At 63.1% G+C, this 18956-nt stretch carries 10 protein-coding genes; 7 read left to right on the forward strand and 3 right to left on the reverse strand.

The genetic code is table 11. From position 1 onward, the window contains the following. Window positions 1-13 precede the first annotated feature (13 nt). The 4 genes from WKV53_RS11695 to queC all read left to right on the forward strand — a co-directional run bounded on the left by WKV53_RS11695 (window position 14) and on the right by queC (window position 9304). On the forward strand, window positions 14-4801 hold the full coding sequence (locus WKV53_RS11695) for a beta strand repeat-containing protein (protein WP_341404774.1): 4788 nt from the start codon (window positions 14-16) through the stop codon (window positions 4799-4801). Window positions 4802-5003: 202 nt separating this feature from the next. Next, window positions 5004-8111 (forward strand): beta strand repeat-containing protein, encoded by a 3108-nt coding sequence (locus WKV53_RS11700; RefSeq protein ID WP_341404775.1) that lies wholly within the window; start codon window positions 5004-5006, stop codon window positions 8109-8111. A gap of 156 nt (window positions 8112-8267) precedes the next feature. Next, window positions 8268-8627, forward strand: a complete 360-nt coding sequence (gene queF, locus WKV53_RS11705) for a preQ(1) synthase (RefSeq protein WP_375341830.1) — start codon at window positions 8268-8270, stop codon at window positions 8625-8627. Continuing rightward, the gene (gene queC / locus WKV53_RS11710; RefSeq protein ID WP_341404777.1) at window positions 8624-9304 is read left to right on the forward strand and encodes a 7-cyano-7-deazaguanine synthase QueC; all 681 of its coding nucleotides are present in this window, start codon (window positions 8624-8626) and stop codon (window positions 9302-9304) included. The genes queF and queC overlap by 4 nt, the downstream gene beginning before the upstream one ends. Before the next feature lie 22 nt (window positions 9305-9326). On the opposite strand, the gene WKV53_RS11715 is transcribed toward queC, so the two are convergent. From WKV53_RS11715 to dusB, 3 genes are read right to left on the reverse strand one after another with little or no spacing between them, the layout of a single operon-like run. Continuing rightward, the gene (locus WKV53_RS11715; protein WP_341404778.1) at window positions 9327-9635 is read right to left on the reverse strand and encodes a hypothetical protein; all 309 of its coding nucleotides are present in this window, start codon (window positions 9633-9635) and stop codon (window positions 9327-9329) included. Between the two features lie 29 nt (window positions 9636-9664). After that, window positions 9665-10165 (reverse strand): phage regulatory CII family protein, encoded by a 501-nt coding sequence (locus WKV53_RS11720; protein ID WP_341404779.1) that lies wholly within the window; start codon window positions 10163-10165, stop codon window positions 9665-9667. 42 nt (window positions 10166-10207) lie between these two features. Then, window positions 10208-11215: a tRNA dihydrouridine synthase DusB gene (dusB, locus tag WKV53_RS11725; protein WP_341404780.1), complete on the reverse strand. Its 1008-nt coding sequence runs from the start codon at window positions 11213-11215 to the stop codon at window positions 10208-10210. Between the two features lie 127 nt (window positions 11216-11342). On the opposite strand from dusB, the gene WKV53_RS11730 reads away from it, so the two are divergent. The 3 genes from WKV53_RS11730 (at window position 11343) to WKV53_RS11740 (ending at window position 18820) form a co-directional block, all read left to right on the forward strand. Further along, the gene (locus WKV53_RS11730) at window positions 11343-11984 is read left to right on the forward strand and encodes a dicarboxylate/amino acid:cation symporter (protein WP_341404781.1); all 642 of its coding nucleotides are present in this window, start codon (window positions 11343-11345) and stop codon (window positions 11982-11984) included. A gap of 16 nt (window positions 11985-12000) precedes the next feature. Next, complete coding sequence (locus tag WKV53_RS11735; RefSeq protein WP_341405172.1) at window positions 12001-12675, forward strand: dicarboxylate/amino acid:cation symporter; 675 nt, start codon at window positions 12001-12003, stop codon at window positions 12673-12675. 124 nt (window positions 12676-12799) lie between these two features. Beyond that, entirely contained in the window at window positions 12800-18820 is a 6021-nt protein-coding gene (locus WKV53_RS11740) for an alpha-2-macroglobulin family protein (protein ID WP_341404782.1), read from the forward strand. The last annotated feature ends 136 nt before the right edge of the window (window positions 18821-18956 follow it).

An 18956-nucleotide genomic window follows, 5' to 3' on the forward strand; every position in this document is an offset into this window, starting at 1 on the left:
GACAACAAACCCCATGAAGCCCACTTCTTCCCGCCTCGGCGCCTATGTTGCCCGTACCACCGTTGCCACGCTTTTGGCGACGGCTTGCCAGACCGCTTACGCGGCCTTCATCGACAAGGCCGACAACGCCGACAATCTCAACCTCACCTCCAGCTGGAATGGCGGCGTGGTCCCGGGCAGCAATGACCTTGCCTCGTGGTTCAATTTGACCGGCGCAAATACCGTTTCGCTCGGAGCCGACCTCAGCCTGAAGGGGATCGCGATCAGCTCGACTGGCGGCGCGGTGACCTTGAACGGTGCGAACACGCTGACGATCGGCAGCTCCGGCCTCGACCTGAGTTCATCGACGCAGAATCTCACCATCAACGCGAACGTGGCGACCGGAGCCGGCAGCCAGCCGTGGAGCGTGATCAGCGGCCAGACCCTGAGCCTTCAAACCGGCACCTTCACTCGTGCCGCAGCGGCGGGCGTGGTGATCGACAAGACGCTCGGTGCCGGAACGATCACCGCCTCCAATATCTCGAATACCAACGGCATCGTCGGTCCGTGGATGTCGGTGAGAAACACGGGTGCCGCCGCGAACGCCTCGTCCGCGGGCTACACGTATGCCGCGAATGGCGCGGCTCTCGACGCTTACCTTGGAGCCACCGCTTCGGCGAACTACGGATATGCCACGAGCACGACGGCGAACTACGACGTCAATTTCACCGGCAACCAGACCTTCGGCAGCAGCCGCGACGCGAATACCGTGCGTCATATCGGTGGTGCAGCGACGCTGATCTCCAACTCTGCCCAGACCTGGGGTTTCAATGGCCTGATGAATGCCGGCACCGGCCTGCTGACGCTGGGTGACACGGGCAACCAAGTGCTGAACATCAAGGCGGGTGTGGGCACCGGCACGGAGCTGGTGCTGCACGCGGCCAGCGGGAACATTTCGATTCTCGATCCGATCATCAACAACGGTGCGAATGCATCATCGGTCACGGTCAACGGTCCCGGCACTGTGACGCTGAACGTTGCCAATACCTACACCGGCGGCACGACGATCAACAGCGGCACGGTGGCGACCACCCAGAACCTGGGCGCCGCGAGCTCGAATGCCGTGCTCAACAGCGGCGCGATACTTTCGATCACCGGAGCGCCGACCAACTCGAACGTCTTGACCGGTGGCGGCACGATCAACTCCACTGGTGCAACGATCTCTGGCAACTGGAGCAACTTCGCGGGCAGCTACACTCACAACAACACCCTCGCTTCGACGTCTTACAACGCCGCCAACGCGACCAGCAAGTTTGCCGCGTATAACATCGCGAGTACGCAAGGGGGAGCTCAAGGCATGATCGCCGGTTTCAACACCGGCAGCGCGAGCGGCACTTACACTCTGGAGCTGGGATCGCTGACCGGTGTGGCGGGCTCGCTGTTCCGCGGCGGCAATACCGCACAGGGGATCGCCACGCTGCGGATCGGCAATCTCAACACGAGCACCACCTTCGCGGGCACCTTCAACGACGGGACCAACACGAAGATCGCTATCGACAAGGTCGGAAGTGGCACGCTCACGCTCTCGGGTAGCAGTGGGAATACTGCCGGTGTTTCCGTTTCGTCCGGCACCTTGCTGCTCACCGGTGGGTTTACTGCAGCGGGGAATGCGATGTCGGTGGCCAACGGAGCCACGCTTGCTGGCACCGGCAGTGTGGCTGGCACCGCTACCATCGCGAGCGGCGGTATCATGGAAAATGGCAATGGTGGCTCCGCCGCGCTGACCTTCGGTGGTCTGACGTTTGGCGGTGCGGCGACGGTCAATGCGCACTACAGCGGCACGGGGCCCGCGTTGGCAGTGACTGGGGCACTTGCCACTACGCCGGCCAACGGCCAGGTGACGCTCAATGTTGCGTCCGCGGTTCCGCTGGCGAACGGCACTCACAACATCATCAGCTATGGCAGCTTCGGTGGCGCGGCCACCAACTTCAGCGCCCATGTCACCTCGGGGCTCAATACCCGCCAGTCCGCCTTGCTGGTGCTGAGCGGCAACAACGTCGCCCTGCAGGTCGCCGGCGATTCGCCGAAGTGGACCGGTGCGCGCAACGATGGTCTGTGGACGACCACGACCCAGGCTTCACCGAAGAACTGGAAGCTCATCACCGGTGGCACCGCCACCGACTTCATCTCAGGTGACAATGTCCTCTTCGACGACACCGCGACCGGCACCACGGCGCTCAACCTCGACGGTGGCATCACCGCCGGCGTGGTCGAGTTCAACAACAGCACCAAGGCCTACAGCATTTCCAGCACGACCTTCGGCGGCCTGATCGATGGGGCGCTGATCAAGAATGGCACCGGGAGTCTCACGATCAATACCACCAACAGCTACTCCGGCGGCACCACCTTCAACGGTGGCACGCTCAACCTGAACAGCGACTCGGCACTCGGTTCCGGCCTGTTCACCATCGGAGCCGGCAGTGCCAAGGTCCTCAACAACGGCTCCGGTGCGGACGTTTTCTTCAATACGAATCCTACCCAGCAGTGGGCGGATGACTTCACCTTCACCGGTTCGAATAGCCTCGATGTGGGCAGCGGCGCGGTGACGATTTCCGGTGCCGGGACGGATCGCACGGTCACCGTGAGTTCCGGGTCGCTGACCGTGGGCGAGGTGAAGGCCGCCGCGCACGGCCTGATCAAGCAGGGCACTGGCACGCTGGTGCTCAGCTCGGATGGAGCGGGAGCCGCGGCGAGCACGCTCGCAGGCACCCTGAACATCGCGGCTGGCACGATCCAGATCAACCGCGCCACCGGAAACAGCGGCGACCTGACGGCCACCGGCCTCACGGGCACCGGCACCATCACGAACGGAGCGGCGATCGAGCGCTGGTTCCTCCTGAATACCACCGGCACTTCCACCTTCACCGGCACGCTTGCCAACGGCGGCACCGGTGGCCTCGGCTTCAACAAGCAGGGCGCGGGCAGCGTCACGCTGTCCGGAAACCTGTCCTATACCGGCCAGACCACGGTCGAGGGCGGCACCCTGACAATCCCGGTCGCCAATACCGGCGCGGGCTCGAATGCCCAGGTAACGTCGGGCACGCTGGTGATGGGTCATCCTTCCGCGTTTGGCACGGCGGGAACCATCCGTCTCGCGGGGAACAATGTTTCGACCTTCGACATGGCGACCGATGGGGGCGACAACGCCTACGGCATCGTGTGGGGCACCGGCACGATTGCGACAATCGTCTCCGATCGGGCGACTGCCGGGGCGGGAATCAATCACACCTTGAGTACGCTCGGCGCAGCCGGTGTCGGCGGCGGCACCATCACGATCACCAGCGGGGTCAATGTTACCTCGGGCGCGGGCCGGATCACCTTCACCAATCTCGGCCTGTCCGCCGGTACTGTTCAGACCACGGCGCTGAACCCGACTTCGGCCAATGTCACGGTGGGTCCGGTTTCCAAGGTGGCGAACACCGGGCTGAGCCAGACCCTGGAGCTGGGAGGCACCACGCTTGAAAACGAAGTTTCCGGCGTGATCTCCAACGGCGACGGCGCGGCCATCATCTCGGTGATCAAGTCCAACAGCAGCACCTGGACGATCTCCAATACCAACACCTACACGGGCACGACGACGGTCGGCACGGCCAATGGAGCTGGCATTCTCCGCGCCACCGCGACCAACGCGCTGGGCACCGGCACGATGATCTTTGACGGCTCGGGTGGAACTCCCGGCCCGACCAGCCGCCTGGAGCTCTCCAACAACATCACGCTGCCGAACAACATCACGCTCAGCCAGCGCAACAATACTTCCGCTGCCATCCTCAATGTCAGTGGCAACAACACGCTGACCGGAGCGATCGACCTGAATGCGGGAGGCAATGCGGGCAATATCGCTTCCGACGGTGGCTTGCTCAGCCTTTCCGGCAATATTTCCACCACCACCGCCGTAGCCCGCAACCTCCACCTCGGTGGTGCAGGCAATGGCCAGGCGAGCGGTGTGATTTCCAATGGTGCGACTGCGACGGGTGTGGTCAGCGTCACCAAGGAAGGTGCCGGTAGCTGGACCCTGTCCGGAGCAAACACCTACACGGGTGCCACGGTGGTCAGCGCGGGCACGCTCAATGTCTCGCAAGCGGTGCTTGCCGACGCGGCCACGGTCAACGTCGCCTCAGCGGGCGTGCTCAACCTGACTCACGCTCTCACCGACACGGTGGATCGCTTCTACATCGACGGCGTGGAGCAAGCTTCCGGAACGTGGGGCAGCTTGGCCTCGACCGCCACGCACAAGACGGCCCGCATCACGGGCACCGGCATGCTGCTCGCCACCAATGGTGTGGCTGCCGGTGGCTACTCGACGTGGGCCACTACCCTCGGCCTCACCGCGGGTGTGAACGATGGCGCTGCGCAGAATCCGGACAACGATGGCTTTGAGAACGGCACCGAATACATCCTCGGCGGCCACCCGCTCAACGGCTCGAACAATCCGAAGATCTATGCCTTGGTCGCCGATAGCGATGATGTCGGAACGGACAAGGAGCTGATCATGACGATCGCGGTGCCGCAGGGCACGCCTGCCTTCCCGGCGGGTTCGCCGACGTCCTCGGTCACGTTTGAAGGCTTCGGCATCACGGTGAAAGGCAGCACCAGCCTCGCGACCTTCCCGGTGACGGTGAACCCGGTCGCTCCGGTGACCACCGGTCTGCCGGCAGCGCCAACACAAGGCGGTATCACTTATGAATACCGCTCCTTCAGCCTCGGCGGATCGAATGGCGCCACGGGCAGGGGCTTCCTGCAGGTGACCGTGACGAATCCCTGATCGGATCGATCGCCAATCCCTTCTCTTGGGTAATGGGTAGCCGGGAACCGTAGGAGCGGTTCCCGGCTCTTTTTTGTGACGAAGAAAAAATTGTCGGCGGGCGTGTCGGGGTTTTCCGGCGAATCCCGTTCTTTTGCCGGAGCCTCGATTCTGTCTTGCCCGTTCGGAATGGCGGCCCGCGTTTCCCCAGAAAAACCTCCTGATGAAAAACCCATTTCGAACCACTTCTCCGGTGGGTCGTACTGCTCTGCTTGCCACCGCGCTGACGGTGGGTATTTCCCTGAATCCTGCGTCGGCTGCGAACATCACCTGGGATGGTGGCGTTGGTGGGACTGGCACGGATTTCGGCACTGCCGTCAATTGGAACGGCGATGTATTGCCGAGCGTTTCGACGCCAGATACGGCGCAGTTCACCGGTGCCGTGTCCGGAGCGCTGAATCTGGCTTACAGCAACACCGCCTTTGCCGGTGCCGCGGGCAATACGGGCATCAATCTCGAGCTTACTTCAACGCAGCTCGATGCGGTGAGCATCGACTCCGGTTCCAACACCGGGTCGCTGCGCATGAACAATCTCACGATTGGCAGCGGAGCGGGTGCCTTCTCCCTGGGGAACGGCGCGAATACCTTCAACATTACCCTCGGTGGAGCGGGTGGCCAGACGCACACGTGGACGAACAATTCGGCGAACGGCGTGACCGTGGGTTCCGATGTGGTCTTCGGACTCGGCGGCGGTGGAAGCCATACGCTGGCTTTGGCGGGATCGGGCAATTTCACATTTAGCAACGCGATGGGGTCGCTGGCGCTGGCCACGACCAAGAGCGGCACGGGCACTGCGGTGATGTCCAGCGTGGGCACGGGGGCGATTACCGCCGCGGGCGGAACGCTGCGTCTCAGCGGCACGGCGGGCACCAATACGACCAACGCGAACTTCCGGGTCGGCACCGTGACGAATACCGCGGCGCGTTTGGAAATCGTTGCAGGGACCAACATCACCAACCGCCTCAACCTTTTCATCGGCGACGCGGGTGGTGGCACCGGTGGTGGTGCGGTGTATCAGACTGGCGGCACCTTGACCCTGACCCAGGCGGCGGGCGTCGATAACCTTCGCATTGGCTCGAATGCCGGCGGCTACGGCTATTATAGTATTTCCGGCGGCTCGCTGACCGCGAATGAAATCGGGCTCGGCGCGAGCCTCGCCGATACGACGGGGGTCGTGGATGTTTCGTCTTCAGGCACGGTCACCACCAGCGGCTGGATCGCGATGGGCCGCGGCAGTGCGACCAGCTCGGGTCTGCTCAATCTCACCGGCGGCACGGTCAATGCGGCGCGCATCGACATGAACTGGGGGACCAGTGCCACGGCGCAGTCGGTGCTGAATGTCGCGGGTGGCAATGTGAACCTGAGTGGCGCGGGCACGGGTCTCAACCTGGCCAGCGCCAGCACCACGGCCGGTGTGCAAGGTGTCGCCAACTTGCTGACGGGCGGCACGCTGACGACGACCATCGTCCAAGCCAGCCAGGCCAATCAGGTGACCGCGCTCAATTTCGACGGCGGCACACTCAAGGCGGGCGCAACCAACTCGGGCGCCAACTTCCTCAACAGTGCGGGCATCGACCGGGTCAATGTGATGGCCGGCGGTGGCACGATTGATAACAACGGCACCGCGATTGGCATCGGTAATGCGCTGGTTGCGCCGGATGGCCAAGGCGTGAGCGGTACGACGGTCGCGGTGGCCAGCGGCGGCAGCGGCTATACGGGCGCGCCGATGGTGAAGTTCTCCGGCGGCACCGGCACCGGTGCGACCGGTTATGCGGTGATAACCGGTGGCGTGGTCACCAGCATCGTGATGACCAGCGCGGGCACCGGCTACACGGCGGGCGACACGCTGACAGCGACCTTTGTCGGCGGTGGCGCGGCGACCGCGGCAACGAATGTCACGGGCATCGCGGTCGCCGCGAACACCAGCGGCGGGATGACCTTCATCGGTAGCGGCACGACGACGCTCACCGGCGCGAACACCTACACTGGCAACACCACGATTAGCGCGGGCACGCTGCAGATCGGCAATGGCGGCGCCACCGGTTCGCTGTCCACCTCCAGCGCGATCATCGCGAATGGAACGCTGGCCTTCAACCAGAGCGACACCGTCACGCAGGGAACGGATTTCAGCGGCTCGGCCATCACTGGCACGGGCATCGTGGCCAATCTCGGGGCCGGTGCGCTGGTGCTGAACACCGCCAACAACTACGGCGGTGGCACGACCATCGGTGTGAACGCCGGAGCTTCCGTGATCCAAGCGACCGCGAGCGGTGCGTTGGGAAGCGGCTTGGTCTTCGTCGCGGGGAACGGTGGCACCAATCGCCTCGAGGTGAGCGGTGGCATCACGCTGAACAATAGTTTCGCGATCAACGGCAAGGGCAATGGTGCGGGGCAGGCGGCGAGCTTGCTGAACGTATCCGGCAGCAACTCCATCAATGGCACGGTGACCGTGCAAACCGGCGGCACCGACACCACCATTCAATCGGATTCGGGCCTGCTCACGCTGGGTCATGCAACCTCGCTCACCACGAACGCCAGCAGTGCCCGGACGGTTTCGCTCGGGGGTAGCGGTGCCATCGCGGTCACGGGTGCGATTGTCGACAATGCAGGCAACGCGGCCGGCACGGTGGGCATCACCAAGACCGGCTCGGGCACGCTCACGCTTTCCGGCAGCAGCACCTACACCGGGGCGACCACGGTTTCCGCCGGGACGCTCTATGTGTATGGCTCGCTTGGGAATACCGCCGTGAGTGTCACGGGTGGCACGCTCGGAGGTTCCGGCAGCATCGCTGGCACCGTGTCGGTTTCCGGCACCGGCAGCCTGGCGGCCGGTAACTCGATCGAAAGCCTGACGACCGGCGCGCTGACGATGGGCAGCGGAACGACCTTTGTCTATGAGGCGGCCAACAATGGCAGCACCGGCGCGGATCTGGTGGCCGTAGGCGGCACCCTGTCGCTGACCGGTGTGACGCTCGACCTCTCGGGCGCGAATCTTTCCGCGGGCTCTTGGCTGATCGGCGACAAGCTCACGCTGATGAGTTACTCCGGAGCCGGTATCACCAGCGGCTTCACCGGCTTCGACGATGACACGGTGTATACCTATGGGGCGAACCAATGGCGCTTCGACTACAACGATGCATTCGCTGGCAGCAACTTCGCCGCGGATGCGGCAGGGACCTCATTCGTCACCATGACCGCGGTGCCGGAGCCGGGTGCTGCCCTGATCGGCAGCTTCGGGATGCTCGCGCTGCTGCGTCGCCGGCGGAAGTAAGGTTTCTAGGTTCGGATCATGGAATGGCCGGGAATCGCGAGAGCGATTCCCGGCTTTTTGCGTGCATTCCCGCCATCGACAGCCCGCCGCCGGGGCTTCATGGTCCGCGGCATGCAAACTTCCGACCTGACCTTGCTCGGCCACTCCGAGAACCGGCTGCCGAAAAGCCCGGACGAGGCGAAGCTGGAGACGTTTCCGAATTGCCGGCCAGGCCGGAAGTTCTGGATCACGCTGGATTGCCCGGAGTTCTCCTCGCTGTGCCCGGTGACCGGCCAGCCGGATACCGCGCACCTCGTGATCCGCTACGTGCCGGGCGAGCGCTGCGTGGAGACGAAGTCGCTGAAGTTCTACATGGCGTCCTATCGCAATCTGCCGGCTTTCAATGAGGAGATCGTGAACCGCGTGCTGGATGATCTGGTCGCGGCGATGGAGCCGGTTGAGATCACCGTAAGTGGAAAGTTCGGTGCGCGTGGCGGGATCCAGCTCACGTGTGAAGCAAGCCATCCCGAGGCATGAAAACGGTCGTGCTGCTCAGTGGTGGAATGGATTCCGTCACCGCGTTTTATGAGGTGCGTCGCCAGCACGAGGTCGTGGCGGCGCTGTCATTCGACTACGGGTCGAAGCACAACGCCTGCGAGATTCCGTTTGCGAAGTTGCATGCCGAGCGTGCCGGAGTGCCGCATCGGACGATCGACCTTGGTTTCATGAATGACTGCTTCGCCTCCGATCTGCTGAAGAGCGGCGGCGACATTCCGGATGGCCACTACGCCGAGGAAAACATGAAGCGCACCGTGGTGCCGTTTCGCAATGGCATCATGCTGGCCGTTGCCTGCGGCTTTGCGGAGAGCGTGGAGGCGGATGCGCTGGCGATTGCGGCGCACTCAGGGGATCACGCGATCTATCCGGACTGCCGGGAGCCCTTCATGCAGGGTATGGCGGCCGCGATGGAGGCGGGGACGTATGCGCGCATCCAGCTGCTGCGGCCATTCATCGCGATGGACAAGACGGCCATCGCACGGCGTGGCGTGGAGCTGGGGATCGACTTCGCCGAGACGTGGTCGTGCTACAAGGGCGGCGAAATCCACTGCGGGACCTGCGGCACGTGTGTGGAGCGGCGTGAAGCGTTTCTGTTAGCCGAGCTGCCGGATCCGACAGCTTATTTGGCGACGCCGGAGATTCCCGAGGCACCTTGAACTGGGCTCTCGTGGGCAGGCTTCAGGATTCGACAATCTCAAAATCGCTCTCGAGGCCGACCGATGGTTTCTTCTGGTCGATCAGCCAAACCCCGAAATAGCGAATTCCGTCGGCTTCTTCCGCTTGGAGAACAATACATCGCTCCCGGTCTCCGGTCTCATCGTCCACCATCCATGCGTAGCAAGGGAGCTTCAGGTCGATTGGCTCACCGATTCTCACTCCTTCCGATTCGAGGAGGAAGGCGGCCCGCTTTGCACGAATATCCTCGGCTGTGGCAAGCCTGCCCACAGTAGCGCTGAAGTCAGAAAGCCGGGGCCAGCCTGTAAGCATGTTATCGCCCAATCGGTAGCAGCCGCTCCTTACTTCACCTGATACCGCGGCGGGCCTTCGGAAGGCTTCGGGATGTGCAGCATCTGGTCGTAGTCGCCTTCCTCGCAACAACGGACAAACCCTTCGGCGTAGCTCTTCAGCTTGTCCCAGCATTCGCGGATGTCCTTCGCCTCTTGTTTGGTGATGGAGTGATCGAGCGCGGCCGTGGAGATCTCCTGAAGGAGCGCGGAAAACTGGCCGACGATTTCGTTGGTGGCCGGCAGGACTTGGTAGGCCTTCTGGCTGGAGCTCTTGGGGTTCCGCACGAAGTAACCGCCGCTCTGCTGGCAGATCCACTCGACGATGCGGAGGTCGTCGCTCAGCTCGATGATCTTAAGGAGCCGGTCGAGGGGATTGCGGCTGCCACTGCCGTCGTCGCTTTGCTTCTCCGCCCACTTGTAAACGAGTGAGAGGGAGATCCCCAAGTCCGAGGCAACCGCCTTCGGGCTGGTTTTGGAGAACGCGTTGCGGAGGACTTCGTGGCTTTCCATGCGCGCGACCCTAGCAGGTGCGCGGACGCTGCAAATGCGAAATTATAACGCCGAAACGGCCGCCATATCTGCCGCCGTGGCGAGCGACAGGGCTGCGATGTCTTCGACTTCGACGACCGACTGGACTTGGGCCAGCCGCTGACGCAACTCCTTGGCACCGGGGAAGCCCTTGCAGTAGGCCATCAGCCGGGCGCGCATGGACATCATGGCGTGCTTTTCGGCGCCGTAGCGGGCGCTGTTCACCGCCAGCTGGCAGTGCCGGAGGACCAGGGCCCAGCGGTCTTCCAGCGGGACGGGGGGGAGGGCTTCGCCGGTTTGGAGGAAGTGCTTGGCTTCGCGGAAGACCCAGGGGTTTTGCATGGCGGCGCGGCCGATCATGACGCCGGAGACGGCGGTTTCGCGCTTGCGGCGTTCGAGGTCGGCGCCGGTGGAGATGTCGCCATTGCCGATGACAGGGATTTTCACCGCCCGGGCGCAGGCGTCGATGACTTCCCAGTTCGCCTCGCCGGAGTAGCCCTGCGAGCGGGTGCGGCCGTGGACGGCGATCGCTTCCATGCCGCAGTCCTCGAGGATGCGGCAGACTTCGACGGCATTGATGGTCTTGTCATCCCAACCGATCCGCATCTTGGCGGTGACGGGGACCTCGTCGCCGACGCCCTTTTTCACCCCGGCCGCGACCGAGGCGAGGGTGGGGCAATCCTTCAGGAGGGAGGAGCCGCCGTTCTTCGATACGACCTTGTTGACCGGGCAGCCGAAGTTGATGTCGATGAAGTCGGGCTGCTTCCAGCCGATGATCTTCTTGGCGGCCTCGCCCATGCGCTCGCCGTCGCCACCGAACAGCTGAACACCGACGGGGCGCTGTTCCTCGGTGAATTCGGTGTATTTCCGCGTCCGGTCGTCGGCCTGCATGATGCCCTCAGCCGAGACGAACTCGGTGACCATCACGTCCGCGCCGAGTTCCTTGCAGATCTGGCGAAAAACCACGTCCGTGACCCCGGCCATGGGGGCCAGATAGAGGGGAAACGCGCCGTTTTGGAACCAAGGGAGCACGGGGGGAGGGTAAGGGCGATGTGGAAAGTGCCAAGTGCCAAGACGCCCGATGGTGCTTGCCCCGGTTTGCCCCAGTCCCTTGTCTAACCGGTACTAGGCGTGCTCACGAGTTCGCCAATCCTCTATCATGAAACGCCGCCTCGCCCTCCACTGGCAGATTCTCACCGCGCTGCTGCTTGCCACGCTGACGGCGGCGACGTTCCGCGGATTGTTCGGCGAGAAGTCGGATGTGACCTTCGTCACTGGCTCGCTGGAAGGCTGCAAGCTGGTTGGGGATTTGTTCCTCAGGGCGCTGAAGATGATCATTATCCCGCTGATCGTTACCTCGGTGGTGGGGGGGATTGCGGGGTTGAAGGATGCGCAGGGCTTTGGTCGCCTGGGGTTGAAGACGCTGGGGTTCTATATGTCCACGGGGTTGCTCGCGATCCTGCTCGGGCTGTTTCTTGTTAACACGATCCAGCCGGGGCTTACCGATGGACAGCCGAACGTAGCCATTCGCGATGCCTTCACCCATCACGACGGCGTCAGTGAGAGCGACATGGAAAAGGTCCATGCGGCTTCCGGGAACATCCCGAAGGGCAAGGGGATCTGGGCGAGTATCTCGGGAATCTTTCGCTCGATGCTGCCGGAAAACATCTTCTCCGCAGCATCGTCGAACGAGTCGGTGCTGGGAGTGCTGATCTTCAGCATGCTGTTTGCGGTGGCGGTCACGCGTTTGCCGGAGGAGCAAGGGGAAGAGCTTGCGGGAGTTCTTCATCGCGGCCTCTGAAGCGGTGGGGACGATCGTGCATTGGATCATGTCCTTCGCTCCGATCGGGGTGTATGCGCTGATCCTTCCAGTGGTCTATTCCACCGGCTTCGGCTTGTTTGCGAATCTCGGGAAATACGTCGTAACCGTGGTGCTCGCGCTGGGCCTGCACCTTGGCGTGACCATGCCGATCGTGCTGCTGCTGGTGGCTCGCGTGAGTCCGAAGCGTCACTTCGCGGCGGTGAAGAGCGCGCTGGTGATGGCGTTTTCCACCGCTTCCTCATCGGCCACGCTGCCGCTGACGATGGAATGTGTGCGCGACAAGTGTGGGGTGTCGCCGCGGGTGACATCGTTCACACTGCCAATCGGGACCTCGATCAATACCGACGGGACGGCGCTCTATGAGTGCGTGGCGGTGATGTTCGTGGCGCAGGTGATGGGGGCTCACATGGGATTTGGGGAGATGTTCTTCGTGGTGGTTGCTGCGTTGCTTACCAGCGTCGGCATTGCCGGGGTGCCGCATGCGAGTCTGGTGGCGATCCTGCTGATTCTGAAAAACTCGCACATTGAGAATGCCGAGTTGGCGGTCGGCGTACTGCTGGCGGTGGACCGCTTCCTCGATATGAGCCGGACGGCGGTGAATGTCTTCGGCGATACCTGCGTGGCCGTGCTGGTGGCCCGGAGTGAGGGCGAGGCGACCCTGGTGAGGTGACGCGGTGGGGTGGACGGGCGCTCGGCGTGCGAGATGCCACGATTTGTGAAAAACCCAAGAATCGTGGATTTCGGGTGTCACAACTGGAGCCACCCGATTCAAGGTGGAGGGAGCCTTCACGATTATGAAATCCATCCGAACGCTGATCCGGGCTTTGGGAGCCTGCTGCCTCACCCTGACCCTGGCGATGGCCGGCCCCCGCGACGGGGAGTGGAAAAAGGTCGCCGAGGCGCGGGAGAAACAGCAGCCGAAGACGGCGATCGAGCTACTCGCCGGTATCGAAAAGGCGGCCTTTGCCGACGGCTCTTGGGCAGAGGGCACCCGCGCGCTGGCCTCGCGGATTGCACAGGAAGCTGCGATCGAGCGCCAGGCGCCGCCGATCAAGAAGCTCGAGGCCGCCATCGATACGGCACCCGAACAGGCCCGGCCGGTATTGCGGGCGCTGGTGGCGCGCTGGATGGCCGGCTACTATCGCGCGAATCAATGGCGCTTCATGCGGCGCAGTTCGACCGGTGCGCCGGTGGGGGACGATCTTGAGACCTGGGATCTCGCGCGGATTCTCACGGAGATCGATGTGCGGCTGCAGCGGTCGCTGGCGGATGGTGAGGCTTTGAAGAAAATCCCGGTGGCGGATTTCGCGGAGTTGTTAGAGGCCGGTTCGCTGGGTGATGGCTTGCGGCCGACGCTGTATGACTTTGTCGCCCACTCGGCGCTCGATTTTTACTCGGCGGAGGAGGTGGCAGTGTCGCGGCCGCAGGATAGCTTCGAGATTGCGGCGGATTCGGCGGTGCTTGGCACGGCGGATGAGTTTATCGCGTGGAAGCCGGAGATCGCGGACGCGGCTTCTCCGAAGGCGCGGGCGCTGAAGATTTTCCAGGAGCTGCTGGCTTTCCATAAGGGCGACGCGGATCGCGGAGCCTTCCTGCTGGCAGATCTGGAGCGGATCCGCTGGGGTGGAATCGCGACGACCATCGAAGGCCGGGAGGCGCGGTTCGAGGCAGCGTTGCGGCGCTTCATCACGGACAATGCGGCGAGTCCGGTGAGTGCGTGGGCGCGGGTATCGCTGGCGGAGATTCTGGAGCAGAAGAAGGCGACGAAGGAGGCGTATGAAATCCTGAAAGCGGGCGTGGCTGCTTTCCCCGAGCATGCCTTCGGCAAGCTGTGCGGGAACGGGGTGCGGGAATTGGAACAGCGCGAGATTTCCCTTCAGACAGAGACGCATTGGACCCCGGCTGGCGAGGAGATCCGGGTGACGCACAAGAACCTCAAGCACGTCTGGTACCGCCTGCATGCGGTGACCTTCACGCCGGGAAAATCCACGCTGGAGGAAGACCCGCTGCCACAGCTGGGCAAGACGGCGCCAGTTCGCGCGTGGGACAGCGATCTGCCGGATGACGGCGATTTCCGCCAGCGGGAGACGCGGGTGAAGACTCCTGCCGATCTGCCGCCGGGCTACTACGTGCTCACGGCGAGTGCGCGGGAGGACTTTTCGAAAGACGACAATACCGTGGCGGCGGTCGGAGTTCATGTGACCTCGCTGGCGATGACCGTGAGGGGCAACCGAGCGGGCGGCATCGAAGGGATGGTGGTCGATGCGGTCACCGGTACGCCGCAGGCTGGTGTGGAGGTGGGTGTGTGGGTGGAACGTGAATCGGTGCCTCTCACCCGCAAGCTATCGGCGACGACCAATGCGGAAGGTCGCTTCGAGTTTAAGGACGAACTCAACAGCCGCTACCTGGCGGTCGCCCAGCGAGAAAAGGATCGGGCGGTGGTGCGAGGTTGGGGCGGCGGTGTCCTGCCCCCGCCTCCAGAAGAGCGGCGGCAAGCAGTCTTCTTCACGGACCGGGCGATCTATCGGCCGGGACAGACGATTCACTTCAAGGGCATCTGGTGCGAGGCGGACGTGAATGGCGGAAAATACCGCACGCTCACGAAGAAAGGCGGCTCGGTGATCTTGCGCGATCCGAATGGCAAGGAGGCCGGCAAGCTGCCAGTGACGACCAACGAGCAGGGATCATTCAGCGGCACGTTTACCGCGCCGGAGGGCAGTGTGCTGGGAATGTGCACGATCCAGTTGGAAGGCGTGCCGGGTGTGGCTCGGGTGCGCGTGGAGGAATACAAGCGGCCGAAGTTTTTCGCGGAGGTGGATGCGCCCAAGGAGCCGGCGACGCTTGGGAAGAAGGTGAGCGTGAAAGTACGAGGAGAATCGTACACCGGTGCGCCGGTCGATGGGGCGAAGGTTTCGTGGAGGGTCACTCGAATGACGCGACTTCCCGTTTGGCTGCGCTGGTGCTGGTGGTGTCCGCCGATTTCAGGAGATTCGGAAGAGATCGGCCATGGAACTGTTGAGACCGCTGCGGATGGCTCGGTCATGATCGAGTTCACTGCCAAGCCCGATACTTCGGTGCGGGAGGACGTGGAGCCGGTCTTCGATTTTCAGGTCACCGCCGATGTGACTGATGCCAATGGCGAGACGCGTTCGGCGACGCGCATGGTATCGGTGGCCTATACTGCGCTGAAGGCGGATCTCGAGGCGGATGAATGGCTCGAAGCTGGCAAGGAGCTGGAGTTGCGGGTAAAGACGACTTCACACGATGGCGAAGGCCGCGCGGCGAAGGGGGTGATCAAGATTCACCGGCTGAAGGAACCCGCCACTTGTCCGCGGCCGGAGGAGGAAGACGAGTCGGGGCAAGATCCTGAGAACAAGCAGGACCCCGCGCGTCCATCGATCGATCCGGACAAGTGGGAACCTGGTGAGGTCGTGGCCGAGCTGCCGGTGGAAACGAATGGCGAGGGCAAGGGGTCCGTGAAGCGCGCGCTCGAGGCGGGAGCCTATCGCCTGATCTATGAGACGAAGGATGCGAACGGGCGTGCGGTGAAAGCGATCCTCGGCATCCAGGTCGTCGCGCCGGACGCGGCGGATTTTCCGACGATGATGCCGTTTTACACCCGCTTGTCCGAGGAGTCGGTCGAGCCGGGCAAGGAGGCGGTGCTCTTGTGGGGTAGCGGTCACGACAAGGCGCGGGCCTTCATCGAATGGCGGATGGGGGGCAAGGTTTTGAAACGCGAGTGGTCGGCCGAAGGGCGGACCCAGCAGGTATTCCGTTTTCCCATCGAGGAGAAGTATCGCGGCGGAATCTCGGTCGCGATCACGCAGGTGACGATGAACCGCCTGAACCAAATCGATCACTCCGTGGAGGTCCCGTGGACGAACAAGGAGCTGAAGCTGCGCTGGGAGCATCTCGTTTCGAAGCTTGAGCCTGGTGCGAAGGAAACGTGGACCGCGGTGATCGAGGGGCCGGGTGGTGAAGCCGTCGCAGCGGAAATGGTGGCGACACTCTATGACGCTTCGCTCGATGCCTTCGCGCCGCACTCTTTCCAGAACCTAGCGAACCTGTTGCGCCGGGAGTCGAGCGATCCGCCCTATTGGCAATTCAGCAGCGAGCAACGGGGCTTCGAAGAACGATGGGGCTTTCCGGGGTGGAATCGTTTCGATCCCGGCGAACCGTTCCGGCGTTTTCGCGATGAGCTTGAAATTTACGGGGGCGGCGTCTCCTTCGGAAGAGGTGCTGGTATTGGGCATGGCGTCCGCTTTGCGATGGGCGGGGCTGTCGCCAAGTCACGGTTCCGCTCCAATGCCGACTTCTTCGCCGAGAGTGCCGGGGCGCCCGCGACTCTTTCCGCCCTCCCCATGCCGGCGGCGATGGATGCCAGCGACATCACGACCGCCGGCAATCGTTCCGGGCTGGGTGCGATCAACCGCAACAGCATCGATGCCATCCTTAATAACAGCGGTCGCGAGCAGCAGGCGCCAGCGGTGGACGTGGGGCAGATCACTGCGCGCGCGAACTTGCAGGAGACCGCATTCTTCTTTCCCGATCTCACCAGTGGTGACGATGGCAAGGTGCGGATGACTTTCACGATGCCGGAGGCTCTGACGAAGTGGCGCTTCCTCGGCCTCGCCCATGACAAGGATCTGCGCAGTGGTTTGTTAGATGGTGAAACGGTGACGGCGAAGGACCTGATGGTGCAGCCGAATCCGCCGCGATTCCTGCGCGAGGGCGATGAGCTGTGGTTCACGGTGAAGATCACCAATACCAGCGATAAGGAGCAGGCGGGAACCGCGCGGCTCACGCTGGCGGATGCGGCGACGGATGCGGACAAGACGGCTGCGCTCGGTGTCGCCGCGCCGGATCAGCCCTTCACCGTGCCGGCGAAGGGAAGCCGCAGTGTGAAGTGGAAGCTGGTGGTGCCGGATGGTGCGGGCTTCCTGCGCTACAAGGCGGTCGCGAGCAGTGGTGCGCTGAGCGATGGTGAGGAGGGTTGGCTGCCGGTGATTCCGCGACGGATCCTCGTCACGGAATCGCTTTCGCTGCCGATCCGCAATGCGGGGACGAAGGCTTTCGAATTCGAGAAGCTGGTGAAGAGCGGAGGCTCGCCGACGCTAGAAAATCGCTTCTTTCACGTGCAGGTCGCTTCTCAGCCGGCGTGGTATGCGGTGATGGCGCTGCCTTACCTGATGGAGTTCCCGCACGAGTGCTCGGAGCAGACCTTCAATCGTTACTATGCGAATGCGCTGGCCCGGCATATCGCAGGGTCTGATCCGAAGATCCACAAGGTCTTCGATCGTTGGAAGGCTGGTGGTACGGCGCTGGATAGTCCGCTGGAAAAGAATGCGGATCTGAAGGGCATCCTGCTGGACGAGACGCCATGGTTGCGCGAGGCGAAGGATGAATCGGCGGCTCGCCGACGGGTGGGACTCTTGTTCGATGACAACCACATGGATCGCGAGCTGGAGAAGGCGATGGCGAAGCTTTCGGCGATGCAGCTTGGCAATGGTTTGTGGCCGTGGTTCCCGGGCGGTCGTGGCGACAAGTACATCACGCGCTACGTCGTTACCGGTTTCGCACGTTTGCGTTCGCTGGGCGTGGCGACGGACATCACGGCGGCCATGAAGGCGCTGGGCGCCTTGGATGCCGATCTTACGGAGCGCTACGAGTATCTTCGCGAGCACAGGCTGCTGGACCACGAGAATCTCGATGCCGAGGTGGCCTTCCACCTCTACATGCGGACCTTTTTCCTGAAGGACAAGGCGCTGAATGCGGACGACAAGGTGGCGTTCGATTACTTCGCCGGCCAAGCGCGCAAGCATTGGACCAAGCTGGGCAGCCGGATGTCGCGCGCGCATGTCGCGCTGGCTCTGAATCGCATCGGCGACAAGGAAGTGCCGGGCTTGATCACCCGCTCGCTGAAGGAGCATGCGACGGTGGAGGAAGAACAGGGGATGTATTGGAAGGACAGCGAGGGCGATGGCTGGTGGTGGTGGCAGGCGCCGGTGGAAACGCAGGCGATGATGATCGAGGCTTTCCGCGACATCGACGCTGACACCAAGGCGGTCGAGGATTGCCAGGTTTGGTTGATCAAGCAGAAGCAGGTTTCCAACTGGAAGACCACCAAGGCGACTTCCGATGCGGTTTACTCGATCCTGCGGAGCGGGAAGAACTGGTTGGCCTCGGATGCCCTGCTGAAGATTTCACTGGGCGGCACGGAGGTGAAGCCGGAGAGCGTGGAGGCTGGCACGGGCTTCTATGAAAGCCGCTTCGTGGGTGAAGCGGTGAAGCCGGAACTCGGGAAGATCGAGCTGAAGAAGGAAGACGAGGGCGTGAGCTGGGCCAGCGTGCATTGGCAGTATCTGGAGGACATGGCGAAGGTGACCTCGCATGGCCAGAGCGCAATGACGCTGGAGAAGTCACTCTTCCTGCGGAAGAACACCGACAAGGGGCCGGTGCTGGAACCGCTGAACGGCGCGGTGAAGGTGGGCGATGAGCTGGTGACCCGCGTGGTGCTGAAGAACGATCGCGCGATGGAGTATGTCCATCTGAAGGATCTTCGCGGCAGCGGCACGGAGCCGCTGAATGTCCTCAGTGGCTACCGTTGGCAGGATGGTTTCGGCTACTATGAGGTGACCCGTGATACCGCGAGCCACTTCTTCATCGATCGCTTGCCACCCGGGACGCACGTCTTCGAGACGAGCGTGCGGGTTCAGCATGCGGGGAAATATCAGACGGGTATTGCGGAAATCGGGTGCATGTATGCGCCGGAGTTCAATGCGCACAGCGGCAGCCTGGAGGTGACGGTGGAGTGAACGGGCGAGATGGGGCCTACCAGGAGCGCGGAATTCATTCCGCCCGAATGTTTCGTCGGGCGGGATAAATCCCGCGCTCCCGGTATTTCAGGCGAGTGCGTCTGCGTTGACCGGATGCCGTCGGTGAGCATCAGGA

The sequence above is a fragment of the Luteolibacter sp. Y139 genome, from assembly GCF_038066715.1.
GTDB classification, from domain to species: Bacteria; Verrucomicrobiota; Verrucomicrobiia; order Verrucomicrobiales; family Akkermansiaceae; genus Haloferula; species Haloferula soli.

Coding starts and splice junctions, on each gene's coding strand:
- WKV53_RS11695 (WP_341404774.1), top strand. CDS start 14: ATGAAGCCCACTTCTTCCCGCCTCGGCGCCTATGTTGCCCGTACCACC.
- WKV53_RS11700 (WP_341404775.1), top strand. CDS start 5,004: ATGAAAAACCCATTTCGAACCACTTCTCCGGTGGGTCGTACTGCTCTG.
- queC (WP_341404777.1), top strand. CDS start 8,624: ATGAAAACGGTCGTGCTGCTCAGTGGTGGAATGGATTCCGTCACCGCG.
- WKV53_RS11715 (WP_341404778.1), bottom strand. CDS start 9,635: ATGCTTACAGGCTGGCCCCGGCTTTCTGACTTCAGCGCTACTGTGGGC.
- WKV53_RS11720 (WP_341404779.1), bottom strand. CDS start 10,165: ATGGAAAGCCACGAAGTCCTCCGCAACGCGTTCTCCAAAACCAGCCCG.
- WKV53_RS11730 (WP_341404781.1), top strand. CDS start 11,343: ATGAAACGCCGCCTCGCCCTCCACTGGCAGATTCTCACCGCGCTGCTG.
- WKV53_RS11740 (WP_341404782.1), top strand. CDS start 12,800: ATGAAATCCATCCGAACGCTGATCCGGGCTTTGGGAGCCTGCTGCCTC.